The following is a 13614-nucleotide window of genomic DNA, read 5'->3' on the forward strand; positions in this document are numbered from 1 at the left end:
CATACCCGTCGCGATCCGCCACACTGGCGACATGAAGGTCACCCCTCGCCGACTCGCGATCGGCATGAGCCTGTGGATCCCCAACCTCTTCAGCGGAATCCGCGTCCGCCGCTTCAGCACGGACTGGACCCGCGCCACTGTGGAGCTGCACGTGAACGTCTTCACCCGCAACTACGTCAAGACGGCCTTCGGCGGCTCCATGAGCGCGATGACCGATCCCTACTTCTTCATGCTCGTGATGCACCAGCTCGGTCGTGACTACGTGGTGTGGGACACCCGGGGCGAGATCGAGTTCCTCAAGCCCGGTCGCGGCGTCCTCACCGCCGAGTTCGAGGTCGCTCAGGAGCGCGCTGCGGAGATCCGCGAGCGCGCGCACGGCGGCGCAAAGGTGCTCGAATGGTTCGAGACCGTCATCACCGATCGCGGGGGCGACGTCGTCGCGAAGGTGCGCCGCGAGGTCTACATACGCGAGAAGAAGCGCGTCACCGCAGCGCGCGCCACCTGACGTTCACGTCGCCGTGCCACGATGGGCGCGTGCCCCTCTCCCGCCGCCTGAGCCTCTCGGATGCCGTCGCCATCGGCCTCGGCTCGATGATCGGCGCCGGTGTCTTCGCCGTCTGGGCACCGGCTCTGGGCGCGGCGGGTTCAGGCATCCTCGTCGCCCTCGCGATCGCAGCCGTCATCGCCTGCTGCAACGCGATCAGCTCCGCACAGCTCGCCGCAGCGCACCCGGTCGCCGGCGGAACCTACGCCTACGCCCGTGCGGAGATCGGGCCCTGGTGGGGATTCGTCGCCGGCTGGTCGTTCGTGATCGGCAAGATCGCCAGCTGCGCAGCGATGGCGCTGACATTCGCGTCCTATGCCGCGCCGGAAGGATGGCGCATCCCCGTCGCCGTGCTCGCCGTCGCCGCCCTCGTCGTCGTGAACTGCTTCGGGGTGACGCGCACCGCGCTCGCCACCCGCATCCTCGTCGTGGCCTCTCTCCTGGGGCTCGCGCTCGTCGTCGCGGCCGGAGCCTCGGGCGAGACGACCGCGCCCCCTGCGGACCTGGCCGAGGCCACGGCGTACGGGGTTCTCCAGGGCGCGGGACTGCTCTTCTTCGCCTTCGCCGGATACGCGCGGATCGCCACGATGGGCGAGGAGGTCATCGATCCCGCCCGCACCATCCCGCGCGCGATCGTGCTGGCCATGGCCGGTGCCGTCGTCGTCTACGCCGCCGTGGCCCTCACGGTCGTCTCGGTGCTCGGCGCGGATGCCGTGGACAGCGCCGCACCGCTCACCGACGTCGTCGTCTCGGCAGGATGGACATGGGCGTCTCCCGTCGTGCGGGTCGCCGCCGCCACGGCATCCCTCGGCGCCCTGCTCGCCCTGCTCACCGGGATCGGCCGAACGACCCTCGCCATGGCGAGGGAGTCCGATCTGCCTCGCTGGCTGTCGACGATCGACGAACGCTGGCACGCGCCGCGCCGCGCCGAGATCGCGGTCGGCCTCGTCGTGGTCGGCGTCGTGGTCGTCGCCGACCTCCGAGGCGCCATCGGATTCTCCTCGTTCGGCGTGCTCCTCTACTACCTGATCGCGAACGCCGCGGCCTTCCGGCAGCGCGCTCGACGCTATCCGCGCGTGATTCCGGTCGTCGGCGCCCTGGGATGCCTGATCCTGGTGAACACCCTCCCGGTGCTCGCATCGCTGATCGGAACCGGGATCGTCCTCGTCGGCGTGCTCTACCGGATGCTCCGGCTGAGGCTCATCCGGAGGCGGAGCGATACGACGCCGGCGTGAACCCCAGCACGGCGCGGAAATCATTCGTGAGGTGGGCGTGATCGGCGTAGCCGAGCTCGGCGGCGACGGTGGCCAGATCGGCCTCCGGATCCTCGCGGATCCGCTGCGCAGCCTCCTGCAGGCGGCGACGACGGATCATCGCGGCCGGGGACAGCCCGACGTGACGCTGCGCCAGACGCTGCAGCGTGCGCACGGACACCGCGAGACGCGCCGCCGCCTCCGCCGCCCCCGCGATCGAGGCATCGCCCATCAGCATCCTGGCCATCTCATTGGCCTGGTGCGCCGCCTGTCCGACCTCGCCGACGCGTGCGATGAGCCATGCCGCGAAGGCGTCGACAGCGGCACCGCGCTCGCCCTCCTCCATCGCATGAGCGACGGAGCGATGCAGCTCGGGCGCTTCGAACCGGGCGGAGTCGTCGCGGAGGAGCGCCGGCGCCTCGGCCAGCGCCGCGAGCGCGGCCGGTCGGAGCAGGGCGCCGACGGCCCACCCTCGCCCGGTCAGATCACGATGCGTCGCTCGCGTACTCGGGCCCGCGAGCTCCACGCCCTCCGCCTCGACCACCAGATTCGACGCCGGGTAGGCCACGATGTGCTGACGAGAGGCGCGCCCCGGTTCGACGTCCCACTCCGGGATCCAGAACCATTCGACGAGGTCACCGGCGCCGGCGGGCGGAGGAAGACGGTGGAACTCCGGCATCCTCGCCGGGTACAGCACTCCCCTGCGCGCATCCATCACGCTCACACGATAGTTCTCACCGACGACATCGTGTCGCGAATCTCCAAGCGCGCCTCCTCGCACCGCCCGTACCGTCGAGGCATGGACGACACAGGACTCACCGGAGCGCACACCACGAACGGCCGCCCGAACAACGCGACCTCGCTCACCCCCTTCCTCGCCATCCCCGGCGCCGCCGACGCGATCGTGTTCTATCGCGACGTCTTCGGCGCCAGCGTGATCGACGTGACCCGCATGGAGGGAGTCGTGGTGCACGCGGACCTCGACTTCGGCGCCGGACTGCTGCAGCTGGGCGAGCCCACCGAGGCGTACCGCCTGGTGGCGCCTCCCTCCGGCGAGGACGACTGCTACTCGCTCGGGCTCTACGTCGCGGACGTGGATGCGGTCGTGGAGCGCGCCGTCGCCGCAGGCGCCGTCGTGCGCGAGGCGCCGTCGGCCTTCGTCTCAGGAGATCGGTTCGCGTCGATCCGGGATCCCTTCGGCGTGCGGTGGTCGGTGATGTCGCGTGTCGAGGATCTCTCCCCCGAGGAGAGCGCCCGCCGGGTCGAGGAGTGGGCGGCGGGTCTCAACGTCGCGAGGACAGCGCCGTGACGACCGCGGGCAGCAGCGCCTCGGCGGTCTGCCGGTAGCCGGCGGCGCTGGGATGGAAGCGGTCGAGGCTGAACATCTCGTCCGGCTCCTCATGGAAGGTCGGCCCGACCATGTGCCGGAGATCGACGGGCACCGCCCCTGTGCGCCAGGCCACCCTGGTCTGCGCGAGTGCGAGGCGCCGGGACATGCGGGACAGCAGCGCCCGCAGCGGCTGCGGCACGGGGCGCAGCGCCCCGAGGTCGGGGCACGTGCCGACGACGACCGCGGTCCCGGCATCCTGCAGCCGCACGATGGCCTGCTCCAGCTGCTCGGCGGCGGCGGTCGCCGAGACGAGATGCGTCACGTCGTTGCCGCCCACCACGATGACCGCGACGTCGGCGCGGTACCCGCCGGGCAGCGCGTCGAGCTGGCCGGCGAGCGCGGAGGACTCCGAGCCCACCACGGCCGCCGTGCGCAGCCGCACCGGCCGCTGCAATCGGCGGGCGAGTCCCTTGGCGACCCGCCCGCCGAGCGTCTGCTTGCGGTGCTCGGCGCCCAGCCCGGCGGCCAGCGAGTCGCCGAGCACGAGCAGCTCGATCGGACTTCCATCCAGGGATCGCCGCCAGACCCGATCGGCGTCGAGCGACACCTCGCCCAGGGGCTTGCCGATGCGCCGCCGCGCGATCGCCGCCTGACGACGCAGGAGGATCCGGATGCCTGCGACGAGAACGACGCCGGACGACAGGCACGCCGCGAGGACGGTCGCCGGTCCCCTCACGCGCGTCACGCCCGGGAGTCAACACCGCCGAGGTGAACCCGCGGTGAACCGGCCCCGGGGGGGGAAGAGGACCGGATCGTGATGCGAGGAGCTCCGTTTCGACCCGCCCCGCTCCCTCGGCGAAAGGGAGAGGAGTCTCCGCGGAGGACGCCTGCGAGTCGAGACGCAGCCCCCGATCCCGGCTGCATCAGCTCAGCGGCTTGAGCTCCAGCGATCCGGTCGCCGCGCCGGCGGAGACGGTCGCGAAGGAGGTGTAGCCGTCGGCCGCCGCGCGCTCCAGCAGCGCTTTGAGGTTCTTCGTCCGTCGCTCCAGCCGCACCCGCACGCCCTCGGAGGTCAGGAGCGCCGCCTTGTGCGCGATGAGCTCGGCCACCGGCACATCCGTGTCGTGCACGATGACGACGGACGAGGCATCCGCCGCTTGCGCGTCCGCGACGAGATCGACCAGACGCTCGAAGCCGAGCGAGAACCCGACGGCGGGCACCTGCTGGCCGAGGAACCGCCCGATCATCCCGTCATAGCGGCCTCCGCCGCCGAGCGAATAGGGCACCGAAGGGTGCGCGAGCTCGGCGATCGTCCCCGTGTAGTAGCCCATGCCCCGCACGAGGAACGGGTCGAAGACGAGCGGGATCTCCTCGTTCGCGCCCCGCCCGGCCGCGACCGCCTCCCCGATGCCGACGAGGTGGGCGACGATGTCGTCCGGAGCGCCATCGGGCAGCGCCTTGCGGATCTGCCGTTCGCCGTAGGCGTTGTACTCCCTCGTCTGCGGACGTCGGAGGAACGCATCGAACGCGTCGGCGGCCGATGCGCTCGCGCCGCGCTCGCGCAGTTCGGCGACGATGCCGTCCGGACCGATCTTGTCGAGCTTGTCGATCGTGATGAGGACGCCGGGGCGCTCCGCCTCGGGGAAGCCGAAGGAGTCCAGCATCCAGTCCAGCGCGCGGCGGTCGTTGATCCGGATCGTCGCGCCCTCGAGGCCCAGCGCGTCGACGGCATCCAGAGATGCGACCATGAGCTCGGCCTCGGCACGGGCGGAGTCGTCGCCGATGATGTCGATGTCGCACTGCACGAACTGGCGGTAACGCCCCTTCTGCGGACGCTCCGCCCGCCAGACCGGGCCGATCTGGATGGATCGGAAGACACCGGGCAGCTGCGCACGATTCGATGCGTAGAAGCGCGCGAGCGGGACCGTGAGGTCATAGCGCAGGCCGAGATCGCTGAGCGCCGCAGGGTCGTCGGCGGCCGCGCGGATCGCGTCGGCGTCGAGCCCTCGACGCAGGATGTTGTAGGAGAGCTTCTCGTTGTCCCCGCCGATGCCGGCGTGCAGACGCTCGTACTCCTCGACGACGGGCGTCTCGATCTCGTCGAAGCCGTGGGCCAGGTAGCGCTCGCGGATGACGGAGAGCACGCGCTCACGGCGGGCCTTGTCGGCGGGGAGGATGTCGCGCATGCCGCGCGGCGGGTTCACAGTAGCCACGTGTCCATCTTCCCAGGTCGGACGCCGCGCGCTCACGCCTCGGCGGCGCGCACCTCGTCCTCGAGAAGGCGGATGCGCTCGCGTAGCGCGCGTTCGGCGTCCCACCCGTGCGCGCGCGCCTGGGCGACGAGGGCGAGAAGGGCGTCGCCGAGCTCCGCCTCGGACGCCGGAGTGGGCGGAGCGGGTTCGGAGCTCCATCTCGACTCGCTCGCGCTGCGCGCGCGCTCGCCCGAGGAACGACGGAGGGCGCCGGGGACGGAGGCCGCGCGGCCCAGGACCTTCTGGGCGAGGGCGAGGGCGGGCATCCCCCTCGGGATGCCGTCGAGCGCACTGGTCCTCGTGCGCTTCTCCGCCGCCTTCGCCGCATTCCAGTGGACCAGCACCTCCTCGGGCGTGGTGGCGACGGCATCCCCGAAGACATGCGGATGACGCCGGACCATCTTCTCCGTGAGCGTCCGGGCGACGTCGTCGATGTCGAAGGGATCGTCCTCGTCCTGCGCGGCGATCGCGGCATGGAACAGCACCTGCCACAGCAGATCGCCCAGTTCTTCGCGCAGCTCCGCTCTGTTCCCCGTCTCGACGGCGTCGATGAGCTCGTGGGACTCCTCGATCAGGTAGGGCACGAGCTCGCGGTGGGTCATCCGCTGCGACCATACGCAGCGATCGCGCACGGCCCGCATCGTCTCCGCTGCATCTCGCAGCGCGTCCTGGCTCATCCGGCCTCCTTCATCCGACGTCGTCATTCCGCAGCAGAGCTCACCCTGCGATACCAGCCCGCCCTCGCGGACACCGCGACCGCCGAGATCACGAGCGCGATGAGAGAGCCGACCAGCACGCCCAGGATCGCCTGATCGCGCACCGCTGCATCGCTGGCGAACGCGAGGTTCGCCAGGAGCAGCGACACCGTGAACCCGATGCCGCCCAGTGCGCCGGCGGCGAGCAGGTCGGCGGTCGTCAGCACGGGAGGGCGTCCGCGGGATCCCACCCGCATGGCGACCGCGCCGAACAGGGTGATGCCGATGACCTTCCCCACCGGGAGCGCGATCGCGATGCCGAAGAAGGCAGGCGACAGCTCGGCCGGCGAGACGGCGGGGATCACCACGAAGGCCGCCGCGAACGCGAACACGGGCAGGATCGCGCCGTTCGCCCAGGGCTCGATCGTTCCGCGCGCACGGTCGGCGGGAGCCGGCGCCATCGCCAGCCCCAGCATCACGCCGGCGATCGTGGCATGCACGCCCGAGGACGCCACGACGCCCCATGTGAGGACGGCGACGACGACCATGAGCACCGCGACCGGGATACGCGCCCGACCCCGGAGCATCCGGCTGAGAACGCCGAACACGGCGACGCCGAGGAGGCCGAGCACGAGCATCGCCGGGTTCAGATCGCGGGCGAAGAGGACGGCGATGAACACGATGCCGATGATGTCGTCGAGGATCGCCAGGGCCAGCAGGAACACCCGGACGGTTGAGGGCAGTCCGCGACCGAAGACCGCCAGGACACCGAGCGCGAAGGCGATGTCGGTGGCGGTGGGGATCGGCCATCCGGCCGCCGTCCCCGGGCCTGTCGATGAGCCGCCCGCGATCGCCAGGTAGACGAGGATCGGCACGATCACTCCGCCTGTCGCGGCGATGGCCGGCTGGATCGCCTTCCCGAAGGAGCTCAGCTCGCCGCGGGTCAGCTCGTGCAGGAGCTCGATCGCGACCACGAAGAAGAAGATCGCGAGCAGGCCGTCCGAGATCCAGTGCGACACGGAGAGGTCGAGGCCGGCGAGGGGGATCGCCAGATGGGCGTCCAGCACCCCAGCGATCGCATCGTGCGCCGGCGTGTTGGCCAGCACGAGTCCGAGGCCGGCGGCCCCGAGAAGGAGGATCGCAGGGAACTGCGCAGATCGGAGCGGGTTCCAGGAGGCAGGCATCGGAGCCATGCTACGCGTGGAGGCGTCGGGCCGCCGGTGCGGACGATCACGCCGGCCCTCGAGGACATGTCCGCGAACTCGCGGGTGCAGCGACCCGCCACCGACTCCTTCCCGGACACGGCTCACACCGATGTCGCAGAAGCCGTCGTCGATTCGCGTGAGGACCCGCACCGTCGCGAGGAGGCCCCCACCGTATCGAGCGCGTCAACGCTCCGTCACGCGGTCGGGAGTGCTCTCCGCTCCGGGATACGCTCGAATCATGACCCCCGAGCCCACTCCCACGGAAGCCATTCGCGTCATCGGCCGCTTCGAAGCGGGCCAGGGCATTCCCGAGGCCATGCGCGCGGACGTCCGCATGCTCGGCGCCCTCCTCGGCCAGGTGCTGCGCGAGTCCGGAACCCCGGGCCTGTTCGAGGACGTCGAGCGCCTGCGCCTCGCCACGATCCAGGCCTACGACGACGAGAGCCTCGAGGACTTCGAGCGCGCGGCGTCGATCGCCGACGAATTCACGATCGAGCGTGCCGACGAGGTCGCGAGGGCCTTCACCGCCTACTTCCATCTCGTCAACCTCGCGGAGGAGCACCAGCGGGTGCGCGTGCTCCGGGAGCGCGCCGGCCAGCCGGGACGCGAAGGAGCAGCGGACACGGTCGCCGGGGCCTTCGCGCAGCTGCGCGAAGAGGTCGGCGAGGATGAGGCCCGGCGTCGCCTGGCCGGGCTCCGGTTCCACCCCGTCTTCACCGCCCATCCGACCGAGGCACGACGCCGCGCGGTGTCCACGAGCATCCGTCGGCTGTCCGAGCTGCTCACGCAGCACGACGCCGCCAGCGACGGCGGGGCGGAGCAGCACCGCGCGCGGCGCCGGATGCTGGAGGAGATCGACACCCTCTGGCGGACCGCGCCGCTGCGGGCCGAGAAGCCGACGCCCGTCGACGAGGTCCGCACCGTGATGAGCGTGTTCGACGAGACGCTCTTCACCACGGTCCCGCATGTGTACCGCCGGATCGACGACGCGCTCCGCGGCGAGGAATCGGGCGCCAGCGCCCCGATCGTGCCGGCGTTCGTGCGCGTCGGATCCTGGGTCGGCGGCGACCGCGACGGCAACCCCTTCGTCACGGCGTCCGTCACGCGCGAGGCGGCGCAGATCGCCTCCGACCACGTCCTGCAGGGACTCGAGCGGGCGCTCAACCGGATCGGCCGCACCCTGACCCTGGATGCCGAGAGCACACCCGCCTCCGCGTCCGCGGCCGCACTGTGGGAGTCGTTCGCCGCGACAGACGCCGAGGGCGCTGTCGAGCTTTCCGCCCGCTCCCCCGGAGAACCGCACCGCCGCCTCCTCCTGCTGTTCGCCCGCCGCGTCGCCGCGAAGCGCACCGGCGCCGCCGGCGGCTACGCGCACCCGGACGAGCTCCTCGCGGACCTCCGCACCGTGCAGGACTCGCTCCTCGCCTCCGGCGCCCGCCGGCACGCGTTCGGCGGCGTGCAGCACCTGATCTGGCAGATCGAGACCTACGGATTCCACCTCACCGAGCTCGAGGTGCGTCAGCACTCGCAGGTGCACCGCGAGGCCCTCGCCGAGCTGGACGCCGGTGCGGAGCCGAGCGAGCGGACCGAGGAGGTGCTGGAGGTCTTCCGGGCGATCGCCGAGATCCAGCGTGAGTTCGGCCCCAGCGCGGCCGGCCGCTACGTCGTCTCCTTCACGCAGTCCGCCGAGGACCTCGCGAACGTTCGCCGTCTCGCCCGCTATGCGCTGGGCGACGACGCGCCGGTGCTCGACGTCGTCCCGCTGTTCGAGACCTTCGCCGACCTGCAGGCGGCGCCCGCGATCCTCGCCGAGGTCGTCGGATTCCCCGAGTTCCGCGAACGCATGGCGGAGACCGGCAACCGCCTCGAGGTCATGCTCGGCTACTCCGACTCCTCGAAGGACGTCGGCCCCGTCGCCGCGAACCTCGCCCTCTACGAGGCGCAGGAGAAGATCGCGCAGTGGGCGCTGGATGCCGGCATCGAGCTGACCCTGTTCCACGGCCGCGGCGGCGCCCTCGGCCGCGGCGGCGGGCCCGCGAACTCGGCGATCCTCGCCCAGCCGCCGCACTCCGTGGACGGCCGGTTCAAGCTCACCGAGCAGGGCGAGGTCATCTTCGCCCGCTACGGCGAGCCGGCGATCGCCATGCGCCACATCGATCAGGTCGCCGCCGCGACTCTCCTGGCGTCCTCCCCGACGGTCGAGCGGCGCACCAGCGGAGCGGCGGAGCGGTTCGCCGGGATCGCGGCGACGATGGACACCGCATCCCGCGCGAGGTTCTTCGAGCTCGTGCGCGCAGAAGGCTTCGCCCCGTGGTTCGCCAGGGTCACTCCTCTGGAGGAGATCGGCCTGCTGGCGCTGGGCTCGCGCCCTGCTCGCCGCGGACTCTCCGTGGAGTCCCTGGAGGATCTCAGGGCGATCCCGTGGGTGTTCGCGTGGACGCAGGCGCGCATCAACCTCGCGGGCTGGTTCGGGCTGGGGACGGCTCTCGAGGCCGTCGGCGACGAGGCGCTGCTGACGGAGGCCTACCGGGAGTGGCCGCTGCTGCACACCATGATCGACAACGTCGCGATGAGCCTGGCGAAGACCGACGAGCGGATCGCTCGGCGCTATCTCGCGCTCGGCGACAGGGACGATCTCGCGCAGCTCGTCCTCGACGAGATGACCCTCACCAGGGAGTGGGTGATCCGCCTCACCGGCGGAGCAGGTCTCCTGGAGAACAAGCCCGTGCTGCAGCGCGCCGTGCAGCTGCGCAGCCCCTATGTCGACGCGCTCTCCCTGCTGCAGCTGCGCGCCCTGCGCGCCCTGCGCTCCGAGGAGCCGATCGGCTCCGGGACGGATGCCGAGCAGCAGCGCCTTCTCCTGCTCTCCGTGTCGGGCGTCGCGGCCGGCCTGCAGAACACCGGGTGACCCGGCTCAGGCTGCACACAGCCGCGTGTAACGTGCCGGAAACATTCGCGTAGAGTGAGATCTCGCGCCCACTCGGCGACCCTTTCACGCGACACGATCGCGCTTCCCCGGTTCCCGTTCCAGAAAGCCGTTCCCGCGTGTCCGAAAACACCTCGTTCCATCCGCTCGCTCCTGCCGTCCAGCCCGTCTTCGACGCCGTCCAGGGCCGCAGCCCGCACGAGCCGGAGTTCCAGCAGGCCGTGCACGAGGTGCTCGGCTCGATCGCCCCGGTGCTGGAGAGGCACCCGGAGTACGTGGACGCCGGCATCCTGGAGCGCGTGGTGGAGCCGGAGCGGCAGATCATGTTCCGCGTACCGTGGATGGACGACGCCGGCCGCCTGCACGTCAACCGCGGCTACCGCATCCAGTTCTCCTCCGTCCTCGGCCCGTACAAGGGCGGACTGCGCTTCCACCCCTCGGTGAACCTGTCGATCATCAAGTTCCTCGGCTTCGAGCAGATCTTCAAGAACGCGCTCACCGGCCAGGGGATCGGCGGCGCGAAGGGCGGATCGGACTTCGATCCGCACGGACGCTCCGACGCGGAGATCATGCGGTTCTGCCAGTCGTTCATGAACGAGCTCTACCGGCACCTCGGAGAGCACACCGACGTGCCCGCCGGCGACATCGGCGTCGGCGGACGCGAGATCGGCTTCCTGTTCGGCCAGTACCGCAAGATCACCAACCGCCACGAGTCCGGCATGTTCACCGGCAAGGGCACCGGCTGGGGCGGCGCGGAGGTGCGCACCGAGGCGACCGGCTACGGCGCGGTGTTCTTCGCGCAGGAGATGCTCGCCGTCAAGGGCGACTCCCTCGAGGGCAAGCGGGTGGCGGTGTCCGGTTCGGGCAACGTCGCGATCTACGCGATCCAGAAGGCCGCGCAGCTCGGTGCCGTGGCCGTGACGGCGTCCGACTCCTCCGGCTACGTCGTGGACGACGCCGGCATCGACCTCGGTCTGCTCCGCCAGATCAAGGAGGTCGAGCGCGGTCGCATCGTCGAGTATGCGAACCGCCGCGCGAGCGCCCGCTTCATCGAGAACGGCAGCGTCTGGGAGACGCCCGTCGACATCGCGGTGCCGTCTGCGACCCAGAACGAGCTGCACCTGGCGGATGCTGAGGCGCTCATCGCCAACGGCGTCCGTGCGGTGTCCGAGGGCGCGAACATGCCGTGCGTGCCGGAGGCCGTCGAGGCATTCCAGAAGGCAGGTGTGCTGTTCGCTCCCGGCAAGGCGGCCAACGCCGGCGGTGTGGCGACCTCCGCCCTGGAGATGAGCCAGAACGCCTCGCGCCAGCGCTGGGCCTTCGCCGACAGCGAGCGCAAGCTCCGCGAGATCATGTCAGACATCCATCACGCCGCCTTCGACGCCGCCGAGAGGCACGGCATGCCCGGCGACTACGTGGCGGGGGCCAACATCGCCGGCTTCGAACGCGTCGCAGCGGCGATGCTGGCGCAGGGCGTCATCTGACGCGCTGCGGGCTCCCACCCGACGGATCGCATCGCGCTGCTCTTTCCGGAGTCACGCTGCTCTTCCCGGAGTCACGCTGCTAATTCCCGCGTCACGCTGTTTTTTCCCGGAGTCACGCTGCTCTTTCCCGGATCGTGCTGTTCTTTCCCGCATCCGCTGCGGGAATACCCGCAGCGCGAACAGATTTGAGCAGCGCGACTCCGGATTCAGCAGCGCGGCCTCGAGCGAGGCGGACCAGGGCAGACCAGGGCAGCCTGGGCAGACCAGGGCTGCCTGGGCGGACCGAGCAGGCCCGGCGGAGCAACCCCGGGTGGACCGAGCAACCCGGGAGACTCAGCGCGCGCCGTCCTTCCAGACCCCGGCCACGAACGGCACCCCCGGGTCGATAGGCCAGGTGCACGCGGGTCGGAGCACCGCAGGTGCCCGCTGCCGATCAGGCGCTGCGGATCCTGCGCCACCTCGCGCGCAGGGGCCGGACCTGGGCGCCTCGGCGTTCGAGCTCGCGCCGGCGGCTACGCCAGGCAGGAGCCGCTCGCACGCCTGGGGTGCTCGCTGCTCGCGGCTCTCGCCGTGATGACAGGGCGCGATGTCCTCTACATCGTCGAAGAGCGCACCGCCCGCCGCCCCGCGCTCGTCACCGACGCGGGGGTTCGCCTGCCCGCGCGTCTCACTGCGACGGGTCGCGCGATGCTCGCCGCTCTCCCCGGGAGCAGGTGCGGGCGCTCTATCCCGATGCCTCGGCCTTCACCGAGCGCACCGGGACCGGTCCCGCGCGTCCCGCGCAGCTGCGCGGGGTGCTGCGGGACGTCCGGCGCGCCGGGTTCGCCAGGGAGGACGGCGAGGTCACGGACGGCTTCCGCTCCGTCGCGGCCGCGATCCAGAATGCCGCGGGCTGGCCTGTCGCCGCCGTCGCCGAGCTGCAGCGCAGGGTGCGCGGACGACCGCTCTCTGATCGCCGACTCATGGGAGCGAATCGGGGCGCTACGCTCGAAGGGTGCTCGAGACTCTCACCGGATTCGCCGTCGTGGGACTCGCGATCGCCGTGGGGTACGTCATCGGCCGGATCGACCTCCTCGGCTCCGGCGCACGTCATGTGCTGGGCCGCCTGACGTTCTTCGTGCTCTCTCCGTTCCTGCTGTTCACCGTGCTCGCGCAGGCGGATGCCAGGGTGCTGTTCTCCTCGCTGCTGCCGGTCTCCGCGATCGCCGCCGGCGTCGTGATCGTGGCGTACGCCCTCATCGCGCGGTTCGCCTGGCGACGGCCGATCGGCGAGACCGTGATCGGGGCGCTGTCCGCGGGGCAGGTGAACTCGAACAACATCGGCATCCCGCTGTCGCTGTACCTGCTCGGCAGCGCCGCCTATCCGGCTCCCGTGATCCTCATGCAGCTGCTGGTGTTCACGCCGATCTCCCTGACGATCCTGGACACCGTCACGCGAGGACGCGCCTCGCTCGGGCGCACGCTCGTGCGGACGATCACGAATCCGATCATCCTCGCCTCGGCGCTCGGCACTCTCGTGTCGGTGTTCGGCGTCGAACTGCCCCCGATCGTCATGGAGCCCGCGCTGCTCCTCGCCAACGCGTGCGTTCCGGTGCTGCTGATCAGCTATGGGATCTCCCTCTACGGCCAGCGGGTGCTCGGCGCCTCAGGGCATCGCAAGGACGTGCTGCTCGCATCCGGTCTGAAACTGCTCGTGATGCCGGTGCTCGCCTGGCTGGTCGCGCAGTACGTGTTCGGGCTCACGCCGCACGCGGTGCTCGTCGTTGTGGTGCTGGCGGCGCTTCCGACCGCGCAGAACGTCTTCAACTACTCGCAGCGCTACGACATCGGCGAGGCGATCTCCCGCGACACCGTCTTCCTCACGACGATCGGATGCGTCCCGGTGCTGCTCGCGGCGACGCTCATTCTGGGCTGAGCGACCCGCT

General features: G+C 71.0%; 11 protein-coding genes and 1 pseudogene. 7 read left to right on the plus strand and 5 right to left on the minus strand.

Going from position 1 to position 13614, the window contains the following annotated elements:
- The first annotated feature begins 31 nt into the window (after nucleotides 1-31).
- Nucleotides 32-505, plus strand: coding sequence for a PaaI family thioesterase (locus ACYVGQ_RS16380; protein WP_460785746.1), 474 nt, complete (start codon nucleotides 32-34; stop codon nucleotides 503-505).
- 29 nt (nucleotides 506-534) lie between these two features.
- Complete coding sequence (locus tag ACYVGQ_RS16385) at nucleotides 535-1779, plus strand: APC family permease (protein ID WP_460785747.1); 1245 nt, start codon at nucleotides 535-537, stop codon at nucleotides 1777-1779.
- Here the strand turns inward: ACYVGQ_RS16385 and ACYVGQ_RS16390 are convergent.
- Nucleotides 1745-2512 carry a helix-turn-helix domain-containing protein gene (locus ACYVGQ_RS16390; protein ID WP_460785991.1) on the minus strand — a complete coding sequence of 256 codons (768 nt, stop codon included), beginning with the start codon at nucleotides 2510-2512 and terminating at the stop codon, nucleotides 1745-1747. The two genes, ACYVGQ_RS16385 and ACYVGQ_RS16390, sit on opposite strands and share 35 nt — an antisense overlap.
- A gap of 84 nt (nucleotides 2513-2596) precedes the next feature.
- Between ACYVGQ_RS16390 and ACYVGQ_RS16395 the strand changes: the two genes are divergently transcribed.
- On the plus strand, nucleotides 2597-3106 hold the full coding sequence (locus tag ACYVGQ_RS16395) for a VOC family protein (protein WP_460785748.1): 510 nt from the start codon (nucleotides 2597-2599) through the stop codon (nucleotides 3104-3106).
- Here the strand turns inward: ACYVGQ_RS16395 and ACYVGQ_RS16400 are convergent.
- From ACYVGQ_RS16400 to ACYVGQ_RS16415, 4 genes are all read right to left on the minus strand, one after another.
- Complete coding sequence (locus ACYVGQ_RS16400) at nucleotides 3081-3872, minus strand: SGNH/GDSL hydrolase family protein (RefSeq protein ID WP_460785749.1); 792 nt, start codon at nucleotides 3870-3872, stop codon at nucleotides 3081-3083. The two genes, ACYVGQ_RS16395 and ACYVGQ_RS16400, sit on opposite strands and share 26 nt — an antisense overlap.
- A gap of 178 nt (nucleotides 3873-4050) precedes the next feature.
- Complete coding sequence (locus tag ACYVGQ_RS16405) at nucleotides 4051-5313, minus strand: histidine--tRNA ligase (protein ID WP_460785992.1); 1263 nt, start codon at nucleotides 5311-5313, stop codon at nucleotides 4051-4053.
- Nucleotides 5314-5372: 59 nt separating this feature from the next.
- Nucleotides 5373-6056, minus strand: coding sequence for a nucleoside triphosphate pyrophosphohydrolase (locus ACYVGQ_RS16410; protein ID WP_460785750.1), 684 nt, complete (start codon nucleotides 6054-6056; stop codon nucleotides 5373-5375).
- 23 nt (nucleotides 6057-6079) lie between these two features.
- Nucleotides 6080-7258: a Na+/H+ antiporter NhaA gene (locus tag ACYVGQ_RS16415; protein ID WP_460785751.1), complete on the minus strand. Its 1179-nt coding sequence runs from the start codon at nucleotides 7256-7258 to the stop codon at nucleotides 6080-6082.
- Between the two features lie 259 nt (nucleotides 7259-7517).
- Here ACYVGQ_RS16415 and ACYVGQ_RS16420 point away from each other — a divergent pair, with 259 nt between their 5' ends.
- From ACYVGQ_RS16420 to ACYVGQ_RS16435, 4 genes and pseudogenes are all read left to right on the plus strand, one after another.
- Nucleotides 7518-10187, plus strand: a complete 2670-nt coding sequence (locus ACYVGQ_RS16420) for a phosphoenolpyruvate carboxylase (protein ID WP_460785752.1) — start codon at nucleotides 7518-7520, stop codon at nucleotides 10185-10187.
- A gap of 137 nt (nucleotides 10188-10324) precedes the next feature.
- Nucleotides 10325-11689, plus strand: coding sequence for an NADP-specific glutamate dehydrogenase (gene gdhA / locus ACYVGQ_RS16425; RefSeq protein WP_460785753.1), 1365 nt, complete (start codon nucleotides 10325-10327; stop codon nucleotides 11687-11689).
- Between the two features lie 478 nt (nucleotides 11690-12167).
- A pseudogene (locus tag ACYVGQ_RS16430) lies at nucleotides 12168-12798 on the plus strand (IclR family transcriptional regulator domain-containing protein); the annotation flags it as partial.
- Entirely contained in the window at nucleotides 12684-13604 is a 921-nt protein-coding gene (locus ACYVGQ_RS16435; protein ID WP_460785754.1) for an AEC family transporter, read from the plus strand. The pseudogene ACYVGQ_RS16430 and the gene ACYVGQ_RS16435, both read left to right, overlap by 115 nt.
- Nucleotides 13605-13614 lie beyond the last annotated feature (10 nt).

It is taken from the genome of Microbacterium tumbae (assembly GCF_054780175.1).